Here is a 16420-nt window from a genome sequence, read left to right as displayed (position 1 = left end):
CGGCCGCGCCGCTGCCAGCGGCCGGCGGCCCCGTGCTGGTGGTGGCCGGCAGCCTGTCTCCGGTCACCGCCAGGCAGATCGCCGCTTGCCGGCAGTACCAGCGCCAACCGCTGAAAGCGGAACGGCTGCAGCAAGATCCGGCCTATGCGGCGGAACAGGTCCGGCAAGCCGCGGCCATGCTGGCCCAGGGGCGCAACGTGCTGGCGCACACCGACCGGCCCGCGCAGGCGCTCAGCCCGCATCAGACCGCCGCCACCGCCCGTGCCACCGGCCAACTGGTCGCGAACATCGTGCGCGCCAGCGCGCAAGCCGGCACGCGCCTGTCGCGCATCGGCATCGCCGGCGGCGACACCTCCAGCCAGGCCACCCTGGCCCTGGGCCTATGGGGACTGGCGTTCCGCTGCGTGCTGGCGCCCGGCGTGACCGTCAGCCTGACGCGCAGCGACGCCCCTGCCACCGACGGCATCGAACTGATGCTCAAGGGTGGACAGATGGGCGGCGATCTGCTGTTCGACGAGCTGGCGCTGGGAGCGGCCTGACACCGGCCATTCTTTTGCTATTGGAAAGCCATTGTTTCCCGGACCTGGATTTATCCGGCAGACGGAAGCTGACAGAATCTGTGCTCCCAAAAGGAGACACGGAAGACATGGCAAGAACACTGATAAAGAATGCCGGCATCCTGAGCATGGATGCGAAGCTCGGAGAGCTGCGTGGCGACGTCCTGATCGATGGCGACCGCATCGCCGCGATCGGCCCAGACCTGCAAGCGCAGGACGCGGAGGTCATCGACGCCAGCGGCATGATCCTGATGCCCGGACTGATCGACGCGCATCGCCACGTATGGGAGATCATCGACATGGGCCGGCTGGTGAAATCCCGGCCGGCCGAGTACGCCAGTAATTACCAGAAATGGAAAATGCGGACCATCGTCTGCATGACCCCCGAGGACAACCACCTGGCCGAGCTAGTCGGCGGCCTGGAAGCGATCAACTCCGGCGTCACCACGGTTTTCGACTTCGCCCACGGCCAGCCCACCGAGGACCGCGCGCTCGCCGCCGCCCAAGGACTCAAGGATTCAGGCATAGCCGGCTGGTTCGGCTTTCAGCTGGGCGTGTCGTCCTCCTACGGTCCCGGCGACACGGTGCCGCTGGCCCAAGCCGACGGCCAGCGCATCGCCAAGACCACGGAAACGCATTGGCGCACCGCCGAGCGCCTGCAGCGCGAGTATTTCTCGGACAGTTCGGCGCCGCTGCAGCTGGCGCTGGCTCCCAGCGGCAATAACGGCAGCCCGCTGGACGACATCCGCGCGGAATGGAGCCGGGCGCGGGGCATGGGCGTCGGCATGCTCGCCGCCCATATCCATAAACCCGAGGCGCCCCACCCGGCTGGCTTCATGGGGCACCGCGACTCCGGCATCGGCGACCTGCACGATGCCGGTCTGCTCGGACCGGATTATCAGGCCACGCACGCCAACCGCCTCACGCCCGAGGAACTGGCCATGCTGCGCGATACCGGTGGCATGATCTGCGCCACCGCCATGGGCGAGTTCCCTTACGTCATGTCGGCCGACAAGGGGCCGTCCGTGCATGGCCGCTCGCGCCGCGCGGGCGTACCCACCGGCATGGGCATCGACATCTCGCTGGCATTGCCTGGCGACTATTTCGAACATATCCGCGCGACCTACTGGAACCTGTACCTGGATCCGGAAGTCCGCGACGTGATGAAGGCCTGTTCCTCCGATTACATCCTGGATTTCGCCACCGGCCTGGGCGCCAAGTCCGTGCGGCTGGGAGACACCGCCGGCACGATCAGCGTAGGCAAGCGCGCCGACCTGGTATTGCTCAGCACGGACCGCATCGGCTTCGGCATGGCGGGCAGCCTGGCCGACCGCGTGGTCACCTTCGCCTGCACGGCGGACGTGGACAGCGTGTGGATCGCCGGCAAGGCGCGCAAGCGCCACGGCAAGATGTTGGGCGTAGACTGGCCGGCGCTGAAAAAACGCCTGGTCCAAGCGCAGGAGCGCATCGGCCAGTTGGCCAACACGATCCGTCTCGTCTGATCATCATTCTTCCTACGGACGCCTTCCGCATGGCGGCTGCAGACCTCGGCAGGACACGCATCCTGGCCATGTCGCAGCCGCCGCGGGCGTTTCACGCGTACAGGATTCTTCGAACATGAAAAAGATACTAGGCATTGCCACTCTCGCAGCCCTCCAGGCCTGTTTCACGCCGGCCGCCGCGCAGGGCGCGGATTCCTGGCCGAACCGGCCGGTGCGGATCATCCACGGCTTCGCGCCCGCCGGCCCCATCGACAATTTCGCGCGCCTGCTGGCCGCGCAATTCAACGACCGCTTCGGCGAACCTGCCATCGTGGAGGGCAAACCCGGCGCCGGCGGCACCATCGCCGCGCGCTTCGTCGCACGCAGTCCGTCGGACGGATACATCCTCTACCTGATGGCCTCCGGCCATGCTTCCGCGCCAGGCCTATACAAGTCCTTGGGCTACGATCCCGTCAACGACTTCACCATGATTTCCGTCGTGGCCCAAAGTCCCTACGCCGTGATCGCCAATCCTGCCGCCGGCTACGGATCGATGCGCGAACTCATCGACGCCGCCCGCCAGCAGCCGGAGAAAATCGACTACGGTTCCGGCGGCATAGGCAGCGGCATGCACCTGGCCGCCACGCTGCTGCAGGCGCGCACCGGCGTGCGCCTGAACCACGTGGCCTACAAAGGCGGCGGCGCGCCCGCGCTGGCGGTGATCGGCGGCGAGGTTCCCGTCATCATGACGGCCCTGGCGGGCATGAGTACCTATATCGCGGAAGGCAAGGTCAAGCCGCTGGCCGTGACGACCGGGGAACGCTTCGCGCAGTATCCCGATGTGCCCACCCTGTCGGAAACGGTGGCGCCCGGCTTCGACGTCACGGCCTGGTACGCGTTGGCAGGCCCCAAGGATCTGCCGCCCGCCATCGTCGCCAAGCTCAACGATATGGTGCGCGACACGCTGCAGCGCAAGGACATCATCGAAAGCCTGCGCTTGCAGGCGGCGGAACCGGCGGGGTCCAGCCCGGCCGTCGCGCAGGAATTGTTGGCCAGCGAAGTCGTCCGGTGGCAGAAAGTCGTACGCGAGGAAGGTTTGGCGGACATGAACTGAGCCCGCATGGCGCGCCGCGGCGCGCCATGCCCCTCAGAACTTGTGGCGGATGCCTAGCGCCACGGCGGCCTGGCTGTCCTTGCCGGCCGGCAATGTGCTCAGGGGCGCGAAGTTCAGCGCCGAATTCCGCGCATAGGCAGCGGCCGCATACAGGTCGGTGCGCTTGGACAGGCCGCCGTACACGAGTTGCAGCGCATGCTGCCTGGGATTCGGCGGATTGCCCGCCCCCGCCCTGGCCTTCACGTCGTCGTAATAGAAGGCGGCCGTGATCCGCAGCACCGGAGAAATGCGGTACCCGACTCCGATCCACCACATGTCGTCGCGCTGGTTCAGATTGCCTGTCGCCGTCTTGTCCTGCGCCCAGCGGTAGCCTATGGTCAACCTCCACGGGTCCGGCGCATAGGTTGCGGCCAGGGCCAGCTTGCGCAGCCGGTTGGATGCGGCGGCCGCCACGCCCCCCGATTGGTCATAGACCGCCGCCAGGCCGAAAGGGCCGGAGAGGTAGCTCACGCCGCCGCCCCAGGCCGACCGCTGGTACGGCGCGCCGGATGCGTCATCGAGCTGATAGTGCGCCTGCGCCGCCAACGGCCCCGTTGCGACGCGATACTTGACCGAATTATCGAGGCGCAGGTTGCCCATGAGAAACGGCATGGGCTCATAGGCGCCCGCGTAGGTCAGAGGCATAAAGGCCGGCAACAGGTCGAACATGCTGATGTATTGCCGCCCGAGACTCAGCATGCCGTAGGGCCCGTTCAGGCCCAGGAATGCCTGCCGGTTGAACGGCCGCTCCGCCTCGCCCATCGCCCCCGTGTGCATATAGAAGCCGCTCTCCAGCGCGAACACGGCCTGCATTCCCCCGCCCAGATCCTCTACGCCCCGCAGCCCCCAGCGAGAGCCGGACAGTCCTCCCGAATTCATCCGCAACGCGGATCCCCCGGATGAGGACGACACCGTAGATGAGCGATTGTTGCTCCGGTACTCGATATAGCTGTCGGCCAGCCCATACAGCGTCAGGCTGGACTGTGCGAGTGCCGATGGCCCGTATCCGGCACAGGCAGCCAAGGCCGCCCATTTCGCCAGAGCTTTGAATTGCGTGCTGCACTTCATGAACACCCCCCTTTGTGACTTCGTTATGTTTGCCATGGTCGGCAACAAGCCTGCCGCAGGACGCAGCAACTCCCGGCCCCGCGCGAACCGGGATGCGCGGCGCCGTACTACAGGCAGGATTGATGGATGCCGGCGGACGCCCGCCTCATGCAGGAAGCGGGCCCGCGCTCAGGCGGGCCCGCGCCCGCGTCACGCGGTGAACGTGATGGTTTGCGCCTGGGCGCTGATGCGTTGCTGCACGGCGGCAAGCTCCGCTTTGAGCTTGGCCCAATCAACGTCGAGCATCTGGCCGTGGCGCTTGCGGGCCTTGCCGGCTACCCAGACGCTGTCGATGTCAGCGAGGGAGGCGAAGTTGGCGACGCGATCGGCAAGGCTGCCCTGCATGGCGAAACCGATGCGGTCGGTGGCCAGCAACACCAGGTCCGCGCGCTTGCCGACGCTGATGCTGCCCGCCACGTCCCCTGCCCGGACCGCACGCGCCCCGAGCGAGGTCGCGAACGCCAGCGCGTCCTGCGACTTGTACTCCCGCACGATCTCGCGCCCTTCCGGCTCGAGGAACAGGCTCAGGAACGCGCCGCGCACATGCTCGAAGAAGTCCTGCTGCACCACCAGCGCGCCGTCGATGCCGATGCCGGTCGCCACGCCGGCCTGGCGCGCGCGCCCATGGGAAGATGCCATCATGTTGGGCGACAGCATGTAGGGGAATTCGCCGACGACGGTGGCGCACAGCATGCCTCCGGTATCGCGCAACAGTCCGAGCTCCTCCGCCGTCAGACGGTTGCCGTGGGCGATGTGATAGTCCGGCCCCAACAACCCGGCGTCATGCAGATCCTGGATGCCGGACCCGCAATGGCCGATCGCGCCCAAAGCCTTGGGCGCCGCGGGTTTGTGCACGTGCGCTGCGAGCAGCTTCACGCCCGTATCACGGACCCGCGCCCATTCCTTCTTCACGTCCGCGACCGCGCGGCCGATGGCGTCCGATGGCGCCAGCCCCAATTGCAGCGGGGCAGCGCTATCCGAGAATATTTCGGAGCGCAGCCTCTCCACGGTGCGCCAGTTCTGCTCGGTGGTCGTGGTGAGATCCGCCTGGACCCGCGCCATGGAGACCGTCGATCCAGGGCCGAACGCCAGCGTGCGCCCGAGCTGGAACGCGAACCAGCCGTTGACGCCCGAATCGCGGATGCCGCGCGCCGCCGCCAGCGCCGTTTCCTCGGACGGTTGTCCATGCGCATAGTCCAGCACCGTGGTCACGCCCGAGTCGATGGCCTGCAGTCCCCCGATCAGCTCCACCAGGTAGTTGTCTTCCGGCGTCATGCACGCCATGGTCCGGCGTTGCCATCCCAGATAGGCGCGCGAGTATCCCGTGGGATCCATTTTCACCAGGCGTCCGGCGTCGATGCACTGCCAGAGGTGGCGATGTCCGTCGACCATGCCAGGCATCAGGATTTTCCCGCGGGCATCGATCACTTCCGCATCGCTCGCGGACAGGTTCCTGCCTATGGCCGCGATGCGGCCTTGGTCGATCAGCACGTCCGTGCCGACCATCTCCTGGTGCTGCGGATCCATGGTCAGCAGGTCTGCATTTCGGATCAGCGTCCGGGAAAATCCCGATGCGGGACGCACGGCCACAGAGGGCTTCTGAACGGACTCCTGCGCGAACGTCTTGCCGCTCACGGCAGCAGCCGCCACCCCGCCCAAGGACAGGCGCAGAAAGGACTTCCTGCTCATCTTGATTGCATCCGGCGACTCCAACGGAGCGTCTGTTCTTTTCTGTGCCACGCTAGTCTCCCTCGTTATAATCAGCCGCGATATTGACATCGCCAGGTCCCGTGATTAAAGGGTCGCTTCAGAAATAAACGGTTTCGCTGCGGGAAAGAATATGAATCGCCTGGTGGCAATGAGCGTCTTCTGCAAAGTCGTCGAACACGGAAGCTTCACGGTCGCCGCAACGCGCTTGGACATGTCCACCGCCTCGGTAAGCAAGAACGTGTCCGCGCTGGAAGACCACATAGGCACGCCGCTGCTTGCGCGCACCACCCGCCGTATCGTTCTCACGGACGCGGGCAAGACCTACTACGACAAATGCTCGCGCATCCTGGAGGATGTCGAGGAAGCCGAACGCACCGCCGGCCAGGTCCAGACCACGCCGCGCGGGCTCTTGAAAGTGCGCGCGCCTATCTCCTTCGGCAGCGCGAACCTGGGCCGCCTGATCACGGCATTCACCACGAGTTTTCCCGAAGTCACTGTCGAGATGACGCTCAACGACAGGTATCTCGATCCGGCTGAGGAAGGCGTCGATGTGGGGCTCTACATCGGCGCCACGCCCAAGCATTTCTCGGCCGGCGCCCAAGCCATTGCCACCCTGCCCAGGATGCTGGTCGCGGCGTCGCCTTATCTCGAACGCCAGGGCCACCCCAGGGAAATCCAGGCTCTCGCCAGTCACCAGTGCCTGGTCTACACGCGCGGCGCCAGCCCCAGCGAATGGCGCTTCACGCGCAACGGCGTGGAGCAGACCGTCCACGTCAGCGGATCCCTGCGCAGCAACAACAGCCAGACCCTGCACGACGCCGTTCTGAGCGGCGCTGGCGTCGGACTGCTGCCGGCTTTTCTCGTGGCACCGGATCTGGCCTGCGGCCGTCTCACGCACCTGCTTCCCGATTGGCAGCCCGCGGAAAGAAACCTGTATGCCGTGTATCCGCAGCCGCGACGCTCCTCGCCCAAGGTGCGCGAGTTCGTCAAACTGTTGGCCAGCAATCTCGACCTGGGATCGCCAACCCTGTCCTAGCGACCAGGTTATGCTGCGGATGCGCCCCGCTCGCGGGCGCAGTTCCCCCAGGAGACTTGCCAATATGAACTGGCCGCTGCGCGCTTCGACCATCGCCGCGATCACGCTGTGTGCGTCCGCCACCGTCCTGGCCGCCGCGCCGGCCGATCGGGCCGAATGGACCAGCGGCGTCATGCGCAAGCTGCATCGCCACCTGTCGATGCCCAAGGAAGCGCAGGATCTGGAAGACTCGCTGAGCCTGCGCCTGCGGCTGACCGTGATGCGGGACGGCAAGATCGCTGCGGTGGAACTAGCCAGTTCCTCGGGTTATGTCGCCGTGGACAAAGCCGTCACCAGCATGATCCAACGCGCCAGTCCGCTGCCGGCCTTCCCCGCCGACATGACCGCCGACAAGGAAATCTTGATGCTGCCGGTGCGATTCGAGATGGAAGACCAGCCCGCGCCGCCCACACGCAACGTGCTGCTCCGCTACGCCGACCCGGCGCGCGGCTTCGGCGTCACCGTACCCGTCCCCTACCGGATCGCGCAGGTCGGCAAGTCCGAGGAGTTCGACGTGCTGGTGCAGATCGCCAGCACTACCCGTACTCCGCAAGCAGCGGGTGCGGCGGGCTATCTGTGCGGCGTCGGCTTCAGCACGCCGCGCAAGACGCTGAAGACCCACCCCGGCGCCGAAGCGCCGCTCTCGGCCGCTTCCCGGCTGGCAGCCGCCGTGGCCATCCTCGCCGCGCAAGGCGAATCGCCTGGACAACGCAGCGGCTTTGAATTGCAAGGCGTCAAGGGCATCGACTACGTCGCCCCGGCCAGCAGCGGCGCGGATGGCGTGCCCCTGCTGCAGTACAACGCGTTGCTGGACAGCCCCACGCTGCGTGTCGCCATGCGCTGCACCACGACAAGCCGCGACATGCCAGGTGCCCTGTCCACATTCCGCCAGATACGGGACGGAATCAGCCTGGGCAAGCAGTAGGACGCGCTCCCTGCCCCGCCCTGGCTCAGGGACTCCCGCAGCACGCGGCGGCGGGAATCGAAAGCCGACGCCTCGACTCAGTCCAACATTTCAAAGAACGGCGCCATGCGCTCGCGCGACCTCAGGATGTGGTCGCGCATGGCGGCCTGCGCGCCGTCGGCGTCGCGCGCCTCTAGCGCCTGCACGATGCGCGCGTGTTCGGTCACGGCTTCCTCGGTGACCCGCGAGTGGAAGCGCAGCCGGAACAGATGGGTATGCGCATACAGCCGCGCCAGCGCTTCGGCCAGCAGCTCGTTGCCGCTCTGCTGCGCGATCCAGGAATGGAACTGCGCGTCCAGCACGGCGAACTTGCCGTAGGCCACGCGCGCGTCGTCGGCGCTTGGGGCGCTCATGGCGGCGGACAGCGCGGCCAGTTCCTGCCGCGCCGCGTCCGTCATGTGCTGGGCGGCCAGGCTCGCCCCGAACGGCTCCAATTGCAGGCGCAGTTCATACATCTGCTCGAAGCGCCGGCGCGTGGGCATGGGCGCCGCGCTGTACCCCACGTGATGGGTCTTGACGACCAGGCCTTCCGTTTCCAGCCGGATCAGCGCGGCGCGTATCGGCGTCTGCGACACGCCCAGTTCGCGCACCAGCGCATCGACCGCAATGCGCATGCCCGGCGCAATCTTCAAGGAAATGAGCTGCGACAGCAGCGTCTCATAGACCTCATCGCCCAAGGAGCGCACGCGCTCGCCCAGGCGCTGGCCGCTCGCCGGCGAGTTTGATGGCGCGGCTCCGGAACCGAGAGAGAGAGTCGTCATGGTTGTTTCACCCAGGTTTGCCAACAATGTGTTGACGTCCAATTTGTTACGAGGTTAGCATAAATCAGATCGTATTTCAGATCCGATCGGATTTAACAACAAAACGAGACTATGACGACAACGATAAAAACGGGGGAGGCAAGGCAGGCTTGCATGCGCGCGCTGGAACTGGCGGGGGCCCCGACGGGCCACGCCGCGACGCAGACCAACCTGCTGCTTGAAGCCGAATTCCGAGGCCGGGCATCCCACGGCCTGCTGCGCCTTCCGCGCATCATCGAGCGGATCCACAACGGCGTGGCCGACCCACAAACCCGCGGCGCCGCCGTTTGGCGCTCTCCCGCCTTCCTGGACATGGATGGCGAACGAGGCCTGGGCCCGGTCATCGCGCTGGCTGCCCTTGAGCAAATCTGCGACCGCGCCCGCGAGACGGGTATCGCCGTCGCGGCGGTCAGCAACAACAACCATATCGGCATGCTGGCGCTTTATGCGGAACAAGTGGCGCGCGCGGGCCAGATCTTGCTGGCGCTGTCGACCAGCGAAGCCCTGGTGCATCCCTGGGGCGGCCGCCGCGCCCTGATCGGCACCAATCCCATCGCGATCGGCGTGCCTACCGAGGACGAACCCTTCGTGCTGGACATGGCCACCAGCCAGGTCGCCATGGGCAAGATCCACGACTACGCCAACCATGGCCGGCCGCTGGACCCGGGATGGGCGCTGGACGGCGCGGGCAATCCCACCACGGACGCCACGGCCGCCAAGGCAGGCGCGCTGGCGCCCTTTGGCGACGCCAAGGGCTACGCGCTGGGGCTGGCGTTTGAATTGCTGGTGGCCAGCCTGACGGCATCCGCGCTCGGTACCGCGGTCAAGGGCACGCTGGATTCCACCGAGGTTTGCAACAAGGGCGACGTCTTCATTGTGGTCGAGGCGGGCTCTGGCGCGGTCGCCGACCGCATCACCCGCTACCTGGATGAAATCCGCGCATGCCCCGCCCTGCAACCGGAACGTCCCGTTGCGGTACCGGGCGACCGGGCGCGCGCCGAACGCCGCCAGCGCCTGGACGCCGGCATCGAGCTGGCCGACGAGGTCTGGCGCCGCATTCTCGACCTGGCGCAATGCGCCGCCTGAACGCACTACGACTTCATTCAAGGATCTGCAATGACTGATTTGTTTGGAATCATGCGCGCGCCGCGCGCCATCTTGTTCGGCAACGGCCAGCGCCTGGCATTGGGCCGCGTCGCGGCCGCCCTGGGCCAACGCGTGCTGATTTGCACCGACGAGCGTTTTGCCGGCACTCCGGAAATGTCCGAACTGCTGGCGTCGCTGGAAACCGCGGGCGTGCGCGTCCAGGTGTACGACCGCACCCAGCCCGATCTGCCCGTCGACGGCGTCTACGAATGCGTGGCCGCGCACCGCGCCTTCCAGCCTGATGCCATCGTTGGGCTGGGCGGCGGCAGCTGCCTGGATATGGCCAAGCTGGTCAGCCTGCTGCTGGCGCACGGCGGACAAGCGTCCGACTACTACGGCGAATACAAAGTGCCCGGCCCAACCATCCCCGTGATCGCGCTGCCCACCACGTCGGGCACGGGATCCGAGGTCACGCCCGTGGCGGTGCTGGCCGACAGCGCGCGCGACCTGAAGGTCGGCGTCTCCAGTCCTCACCTGATTCCCCACACCGCCATCTGCGATCCGGAGTTGACGTTGACCTGCCCCAAGGGGCTGACCGCCATCGCCGGGGCCGACGCATTGACCCATGCCATCGAGGCCTTGACAGCCGTCCGGCGCAGCCCCGACGCCGACATCGCGCAAACGCGCGTGTTCGTCGGCAAGAACGCCTTCAGCGACCAACAGGCGCTGGTCGCCATCCGCGCGCTCGCGTCGTATCTGCCTCGGGCGGTCGAGAACGGCGCCGACCTGCACGCCAGAGGACAGGTCATGGCCGCGGCGCTGGCCGCGGGCCTGGCTTTCGGCGTGGCCGGCACCGCCGCCGCTCACGCCATCCAGTACCCCATCGGCGCCTTGACCCACACGGCCCATGGCGCGGGCGTGGCCACGCTGATGCCCTACGTCATGGACTTCAATGCGCCGGCCTGCGCCGCCGACTACGCAGCCATCTCGCAGGCGATGGGGGATACGGAAACAGATCCCGGACGCCTCGCCGCCAACGCCCCGCGTCATGTCTACGAACTGTTCGCGGGCATCGGCATCCCCGCAACGCTGGAAGGATTGGGCGTGCGCGCCGACCAGTTGGACTGGATCGCCGCGCAATCCATGCTGGCCGCGCGCCTGGTCACGAACAATCCCCGCCCGCTGGACCAAGCCGGCATCGCGGCCATCGTGGCCGCCGCCCACGCGGGCCACGGCTCGTTCCGCCCATCCCGATAACCCCTTTTCCCATTCCTATCCGGAGCTGACACATGACTATCGAGGCCAGCAAGCTGTCCACTGACCTTTACATCGACGGCGCCTGGCGCGCCGCCACCTCGGGGCGCCGCATCGACGTGTTCGACCCGTCCACCGAGCAGGTGATTGCAAGCGTGGCCGACGCCACGCTGGAAGACGCCGCTGCCGCCGTGGATGCCGCCGCGCGCGCCGCCGCCGGCTGGGCTGCCACCCCCGCCCGCCAGCGTGGCGAAATCCTGCGCAAATGCTATGAACTGATGGTGCGCGACGCCGACGACCTGGCCCGCCTGATCTCGATGGAAAACGGCAAGGCGCTGGCTGACGCGCGCGGCGAGGTCGCCTATGCCGCCGAATTCTTCCGCTGGTTCTCCGAGGAAGCGGTGCGCATCAACGGCGATATCAGCGTGTCGCCTGGCGGCGCCAGCCGCATCATCGTGCAATACCAGCCCATAGGCATCGCCCTGCTGGTCACGCCGTGGAACTTCCCCGCCGCCATGGCCACCCGCAAGATCGCGCCCGCACTCGCAGCAGGCTGCACCTGCATCCTCAAGCCCGCCACCGAAACGCCCCTGACCGCGTATGCCGTCATGCGCCTGCTCGAGGAAGCCGGCGTGCCGCCAGGCGTGGTCAACGTGTTGACGACGTCGTCGGCGGGCAAGTTCGCCAATGCCGTGCTGGACGATCCGCGCGTGCGCAAGCTCTCCTTCACGGGGTCGACGGAAGTGGGCCGCGTGCTGCTGCGCAAGGCCGCGGACTCGGTCATCAGCTGCTCGATGGAGCTGGGCGGCAACGCGCCGTTCCTGGTCTTCGACGACGCGGACATCGACGCCGCCGTGGAAGGCGCCATGATCGCCAAGATGCGCAACGGCGGCGAGGCCTGCACCGCAGCCAATCGCTTCTATGTGCAGCGTGGCGTGGTCGAGGCGTTCAGCGCCAGGTTCGCCGCCCGCATGGCGGCGCTGAAAACCGGCGACGGCGTCAACCCGGACACGCAATGCGGCCCCCTGGTCAACGCTGGCGCGGTCGACAAGGTGGCCTCGCTGGTGGACGACGCCGTGGCCAAGGGCGCGCGCGTCAAGGCCGGCGGCAAGCGGCTGGACCGTTCCGGCTATTTCTATGAACCCACCGTGCTGGTGGACGTGCCGGCCGACGCCGACCTGCTGACCGAAGAGATCTTCGGCCCCGTGGCGCCCATCGTGGCCTTCGATACCGAAGACGAAGCCGTGGCCTTGGCCAACGCCACCGAATACGGGCTGGTGGCCTACGTCTACACCCGTGACCTGGCCCGCGGGCTGCGGGTCTCCGAGAGCATCGAAAGCGGCATGATCGCCCTGAACCGGGGCCTGGTGTCGGATCCCGCGGCCCCCTTCGGCGGCGTCAAGCAAAGCGGCCTGGGCCGCGAAGGCGCGCACCACGGTCTGCTGGAATTCATGGAAGCCAAATACATCTCGACCAACTGGTAAGCCCGCGCGGCCGCGTCCCGCGCGCGGCCGCCCCTCCCATTTCGAACCCCAACGAGGAGACAGCCAGACATGGCTAAATATGAAATTGCGACCATCGACGGCGATGGCATCGGTCCGGAGGTCTGCCAGTCGGCGATCACCGTCCTGAAGGAAGCCTGCGGCTCCGACCTGCTCGCGTTCAGCAGCTACGACGGCGGCGCCGACCACTACGTCAGGTCGGGCCAGGTGCTGCCCGACGACACCTATGCGGCCTGCAAGGCGGCCGACGCCATCCTGCACGGCGCGGCGGGCATGCCCGGCGTGACCTATCCCGACGGCACCGAGGTCGGCAACGACCTGCACTTGCGCCTGCGCTTCCGGCTGGACCTGTACGCCAACGTGCGTCCCATCCGGCTGTACCAGGGAGTCGACTCCCCGCTCAAGCATTTCCAGCCGGGACAGATCGACTACGTGATCGTGCGCGAAAACACCGAAGGCCTCTACGCCAGCCGTGGCGGCGGCATTGTGCTGCGCGACGAAGTGGCCACCGACACCATCGTCGTCACCCGCAAGGGCATCGAACGCGTGGCGCGCTTTTCATTTGAACTTGCCCGCCAGCGCAAGGGCGCGCCGCGCGACGGCAAGCGCCGCGTCACGGTATGCGACAAGGCCAACATCCTGCGCACCTACGCCTTTTTCCGCGCCGTCTGCGACGAGGTCGCGACGTCCTACCCCGATGTCGAAATCGACTACGCCTATGCCGACGCCATCACGGTGCACATGCTCAAGCGGCCGGATTTCTATGACGTGATCGTGGCCGAAAACATGTTCGGCGACATCATTTCCGACCTCGGAGCCGCCACCATCGGCGGCATGGGCCTGTCGGCCTCGGCCGAGCTGGGCGACACGCATGGCCTGTTCCAGGGCGCCCACGGTTCCGCTCCCGACATCGCCGGCCAGAATGCCGCCAGCCCGCTGGCCACCATCCTGTCGGGCGCGCTCATGCTGCGCTGGCTGGGCGACAAGCATGCCGATGGCGCGCTGGGCGATGCCGCGCAACGCATCGAGCTCGCCGTCGAACAGGTGCTAGCCAAGGGAGACCACGTGCCGCGGGATTTGGGCGGCACCGCAAGCTGCACCGACATGACCCAGGCCGTCTGCCGCGCGCTGTCCCGCTGAGCGTCGCACGCATCCACACACAAAAAAGCAATCACGAGGAGACACCCCATGCTACGCATCACCCCCATCCTGTGCGCCGCGCTGACCGCGGTATCGCTTGCCGCCCCCGCGGCGGCCCAGGACTATCCCAGCCGTTCCATCACGGTCATCGTGCCCTTCGCGCCAGGCGGCACCAGCGATACGCTGGGCCGCCTGGTGGCCACCTCGCTGTCCAAGCAGTTGGGCCAGACCGTGGTGGTCGAGAACTCCGGCGGCGCAGGCGGCCTCATCGGCATGCAGAAACTGCAAAAGAGCTCGCCCGACGGCTACACCCTGGCCTTCAACAACATGTCGCTGGCGATCCTGCCGCACCTGCATCCCAAGGCCAACTACGATCCGCAGAAGGAACTGGCGCCCATCGGCATCGTCGCCACCGTGCCGATGGTGCTGTCGGTCAGCAACAAGAGCGGCATCCAGGACCTGCCGGCCATGCTCAAGCGCATCCGCGACGCCAACGCCGTCAAGCTCAACCTGGGCTCCAGCGGTCCCGGCAGCACCGCGCACCTGGCAGAGGCCATGTTCCTGCACTTCGCCAATGCGCGCGGCGAACTCATTCCCTATCGCGGCACGGGCCCGGCGCTGACCGACCTGATGAGCGGGATGATAGACGGCGTCATCGACCAGACCGTGACCATGCTGCCCCTGCACCAGGACAAGCGCGTCAAGGCCATCGCCGTGACCGGATCCGCCCGCCTGGCGCAGAGTCCGGACATCCCCACCTTTGCCGAGGGCGGCCTGCCCGAGTTCGATCTGGCGATCTGGAACGGCCTGGTGGCGCCCGCCGGCACGCCTCAGCCCGTCGTCGACAAGCTGTCGGCCGCCCTGTCCAAGGCCATCGACACGCCCGAGTTCAAGACGCGTCTGGAACAACTGGCGGCGCAGGCTCCGGCCACGCAAGAGCGCGGCCCCCTTGCTTTCGCCGATCTGCTCAAGCGCGACTCGGAACGGGTGTCCTCGCTGGTCAAGAGCGCGAATTTGCTCGGCGCCAACTAAGCGTCGCGGGCGGTTTCAGGAGCCATGCCAGTACCGCCGCCCGCGCTCCCGCTGAGCCCAGACCTCCAGACCCTTGGGACCTGAGCTTGCCATCACCGCACCGTCGCGGTCGCTGCGCCAGAAGGCAGCCCCGGCCCGCGTCCATCGCAGTTCCACGGCGCGGGCCGGATGGCGGAAGCGGTTCAGGTGTCCGGCCTGCGCGATCGCATGGCCGGCCGCCGAGGCAGCCACCAGGTCCCTGCCCGAGGACGAGGCCGAGCCGTGATGCGGCGCCATCACCACGTCGACGCGCGGCAAGGCCGGGACCAGCGCGTTTTCCTACGCCACACCCACGTCGCCCGTCAGCAACAGCGAGTGTGACTTCCCCTGTACCAACAGCACGCAGCTATCGGCATTGCGGCCCTGCCCGCTCTTGCCGCCGGTATCCGCCGGACTCAGGAAGGTGAACGCCACGCCATCCGCCTCCCAGCCCTGGCCGCGCAGGCAGCGCCCCATGTCGTCAGGCACGGGCGGTGCAATGCTGCCCGCGTCCGGCCACAGCCGGATGTCGCGGCGCAAGAACGCAGCCACGTCGAACGAGGCAAAGCCGCGCAGCGCCGGAACCGCCGCCAGCACCGCGCGCAAGCCGCCCACGTGGTCCAGGTCGGCGTGCGACAGGACCAGCACGTCCAGCTGTCGGATGCCGCGCGCCAGCAGGAACGGCGCGACGACGCGTTCGCCCGCGTCGCTGCCGCCGTAATGGCGCGGGCCCGCATCGAACAACAGGGTCTGGCTGGCCGTTTCCACCAGGATGGCGCTGCCCTGCCCCACGTCCATCGCGCTCATGCGCCAATGGCCCGGCTCGGGCCGGTCGGGCCGCCAGAACAGCAACGGCAGCATGCAGATCCATCCCAAATGCCGGCCCGGCCATCCGCGCACCTGCAGCGCCCAGGCCATGCCTGCCACGGCCAGCAGCAGCCATGGCCATGGCGCCGCCGCGACCGGCACGCTGGCCCAGGCGGCGTTGCCGACCCAGGACACCGGCGCCATGGTCAGGTCGAACGCCAGCAAGCCCCATTGACCCGCAAATGCGGCCAGCGCCTGCGCGCCCGGCAGCACCGCCAAGGCCGCGCACAGCAAGGCCAGCGGCGTCACGATAAAGGTCACGACCGGGATCGCCACCGCATTGGCCAGCGGCGAACCCAGCGATACCTGATGCACCAGAAAGGCCAGCAACGGCGTCAGGCCCAGTGTCACCATCAGCTGCAAGCGCGCAGCCTGCGCCAGCCTGGCCATGCAACGCCTGCGCCAGCCGGCCGCGCGGTCCACCGGCGCATCCGCGATGCGCAACAGCACCGCCACCGCGCCGAACGACAGCCAGAATCCCGCCGACACCGGCGCCCACGGATCCAGCGCCACCACCACCGCGGCCGCGCAAGCCAGCACCCGGCCGGCCGACAGCGGCAGGCGCGACACTGCCGCCGCCAAGACCACCGACAACATGAAGAAGGTGCGCCGCGCCGGCACGCCCCAACCGGCCAGCAGGCAGTACAGCAGCGCCACCAGCGCGGCCGCCGCGC

Annotated in this window: 13 protein-coding genes and 1 pseudogene; 10 read left to right on the top strand and 4 right to left on the bottom strand. The window is 67.5% G+C overall.

Annotation, left to right across the window (positions count from 1 at the left end):
* The 3 genes from WBB14_RS01910 to WBB14_RS01900 all read left to right on the top strand — a co-directional run.
* The coding region (locus WBB14_RS01910; protein ID WP_424238329.1) for a nucleotide-binding domain containing protein at positions 1–539 on the top strand (539 nt) is incomplete at its 5' end.
* Between the two features lie 107 nt (positions 540–646).
* Positions 647–2059, top strand: coding sequence for an amidohydrolase family protein (locus WBB14_RS01905; protein ID WP_424238328.1), 1413 nt, complete (start codon positions 647–649; stop codon positions 2057–2059).
* Between the two features lie 115 nt (positions 2060–2174).
* On the top strand, positions 2175–3152 hold the full coding sequence (locus tag WBB14_RS01900) for a Bug family tripartite tricarboxylate transporter substrate binding protein (protein WP_424238327.1): 978 nt from the start codon (positions 2175–2177) through the stop codon (positions 3150–3152).
* A 33-nt stretch (positions 3153–3185) separates the two neighbouring features.
* On the opposite strand, the gene WBB14_RS01895 is transcribed toward WBB14_RS01900, so the two are convergent.
* Both WBB14_RS01895 and WBB14_RS01890 read right to left on the bottom strand, forming a co-directional pair.
* Positions 3186–4259: a porin gene (locus WBB14_RS01895; protein WP_424238326.1), complete on the bottom strand. Its 1074-nt coding sequence runs from the start codon at positions 4257–4259 to the stop codon at positions 3186–3188.
* 189 nt (positions 4260–4448) lie between these two features.
* Positions 4449–5987, bottom strand: a complete 1539-nt coding sequence (locus WBB14_RS01890) for an amidohydrolase family protein (protein WP_424238325.1) — start codon at positions 5985–5987, stop codon at positions 4449–4451.
* A gap of 151 nt (positions 5988–6138) precedes the next feature.
* On the opposite strand from WBB14_RS01890, the gene WBB14_RS01885 reads away from it, so the two are divergent.
* The gene (locus WBB14_RS01885; protein WP_424238324.1) at positions 6139–7044 is read left to right on the top strand and encodes a LysR family transcriptional regulator; all 906 of its coding nucleotides are present in this window, start codon (positions 6139–6141) and stop codon (positions 7042–7044) included.
* Positions 7045–7108: 64 nt separating this feature from the next.
* Positions 7109–8008, top strand: coding sequence for an energy transducer TonB family protein (locus WBB14_RS01880; protein ID WP_424238323.1), 900 nt, complete (start codon positions 7109–7111; stop codon positions 8006–8008).
* 77 nt (positions 8009–8085) lie between these two features.
* Here WBB14_RS01880 and WBB14_RS01875 read toward each other — a convergent pair whose 3' ends face one another.
* Positions 8086–8808: a GntR family transcriptional regulator gene (locus WBB14_RS01875; protein WP_424238322.1), complete on the bottom strand. Its 723-nt coding sequence runs from the start codon at positions 8806–8808 to the stop codon at positions 8086–8088.
* A gap of 111 nt (positions 8809–8919) precedes the next feature.
* Between WBB14_RS01875 and WBB14_RS01870 the strand changes: the two genes are divergently transcribed.
* From WBB14_RS01870 to WBB14_RS01850, 5 genes are all read left to right on the top strand, one after another.
* Entirely contained in the window at positions 8920–9933 is a 1014-nt protein-coding gene (locus WBB14_RS01870) for an Ldh family oxidoreductase (protein WP_424238321.1), read from the top strand.
* A 30-nt stretch (positions 9934–9963) separates the two neighbouring features.
* A complete protein-coding gene (locus WBB14_RS01865) occupies positions 9964–11190 on the top strand; it encodes an iron-containing alcohol dehydrogenase (RefSeq protein WP_424238320.1) in 1227 nt (408 codons plus the stop codon).
* A 32-nt stretch (positions 11191–11222) separates the two neighbouring features.
* Positions 11223–12671: an NAD-dependent succinate-semialdehyde dehydrogenase gene (locus WBB14_RS01860; RefSeq protein WP_207464301.1), complete on the top strand. Its 1449-nt coding sequence runs from the start codon at positions 11223–11225 to the stop codon at positions 12669–12671.
* A 69-nt stretch (positions 12672–12740) separates the two neighbouring features.
* Positions 12741–13829: an isocitrate/isopropylmalate dehydrogenase family protein gene (locus WBB14_RS01855; protein ID WP_424238319.1), complete on the top strand. Its 1089-nt coding sequence runs from the start codon at positions 12741–12743 to the stop codon at positions 13827–13829.
* 48 nt (positions 13830–13877) lie between these two features.
* A complete protein-coding gene (locus WBB14_RS01850; protein WP_424238318.1) occupies positions 13878–14861 on the top strand; it encodes a Bug family tripartite tricarboxylate transporter substrate binding protein in 984 nt (327 codons plus the stop codon).
* Between the two features lie 15 nt (positions 14862–14876).
* Here the strand turns inward: WBB14_RS01850 and WBB14_RS01845 are convergent.
* A pseudogene (locus WBB14_RS01845) lies at positions 14877–16420 on the bottom strand (DNA internalization-related competence protein ComEC/Rec2); the annotation flags it as partial.

The organism is Achromobacter sp. (assembly GCF_049647645.1).
GTDB lineage: Bacteria > Pseudomonadota > Gammaproteobacteria > Burkholderiales > Burkholderiaceae_B > Achromobacter.
Note: the sequence above shows the minus strand (reverse complement) of the source record. Positions and strands in the feature narration are given on the sequence as shown.

Excerpts from the sequence above, each read along its gene's own strand:
- WBB14_RS01895 (WP_424238326.1), bottom strand. The coding sequence starts at position 4,259 with ATGAAGTGCAGCACGCAATTCAAAGCTCTGGCGAAATGGGCGGCCTTG.
- WBB14_RS01880 (WP_424238323.1), top strand. The coding sequence starts at position 7,109 with ATGAACTGGCCGCTGCGCGCTTCGACCATCGCCGCGATCACGCTGTGT.
- WBB14_RS01900 (WP_424238327.1), top strand. The coding sequence starts at position 2,175 with ATGAAAAAGATACTAGGCATTGCCACTCTCGCAGCCCTCCAGGCCTGT.
- WBB14_RS01865 (WP_424238320.1), top strand. The coding sequence starts at position 9,964 with ATGACTGATTTGTTTGGAATCATGCGCGCGCCGCGCGCCATCTTGTTC.
- WBB14_RS01850 (WP_424238318.1), top strand. The coding sequence starts at position 13,878 with ATGCTACGCATCACCCCCATCCTGTGCGCCGCGCTGACCGCGGTATCG.
- WBB14_RS01855 (WP_424238319.1), top strand. The coding sequence starts at position 12,741 with ATGGCTAAATATGAAATTGCGACCATCGACGGCGATGGCATCGGTCCG.
- WBB14_RS01905 (WP_424238328.1), top strand. The coding sequence starts at position 647 with ATGGCAAGAACACTGATAAAGAATGCCGGCATCCTGAGCATGGATGCG.
- WBB14_RS01870 (WP_424238321.1), top strand. The coding sequence starts at position 8,920 with ATGACGACAACGATAAAAACGGGGGAGGCAAGGCAGGCTTGCATGCGC.
- WBB14_RS01860 (WP_207464301.1), top strand. The coding sequence starts at position 11,223 with ATGACTATCGAGGCCAGCAAGCTGTCCACTGACCTTTACATCGACGGC.
- WBB14_RS01875 (WP_424238322.1), bottom strand. The coding sequence starts at position 8,808 with ATGACGACTCTCTCTCTCGGTTCCGGAGCCGCGCCATCAAACTCGCCG.
- WBB14_RS01890 (WP_424238325.1), bottom strand. The coding sequence starts at position 5,987 with ATGAGCAGGAAGTCCTTTCTGCGCCTGTCCTTGGGCGGGGTGGCGGCT.
- WBB14_RS01885 (WP_424238324.1), top strand. The coding sequence starts at position 6,139 with ATGAATCGCCTGGTGGCAATGAGCGTCTTCTGCAAAGTCGTCGAACAC.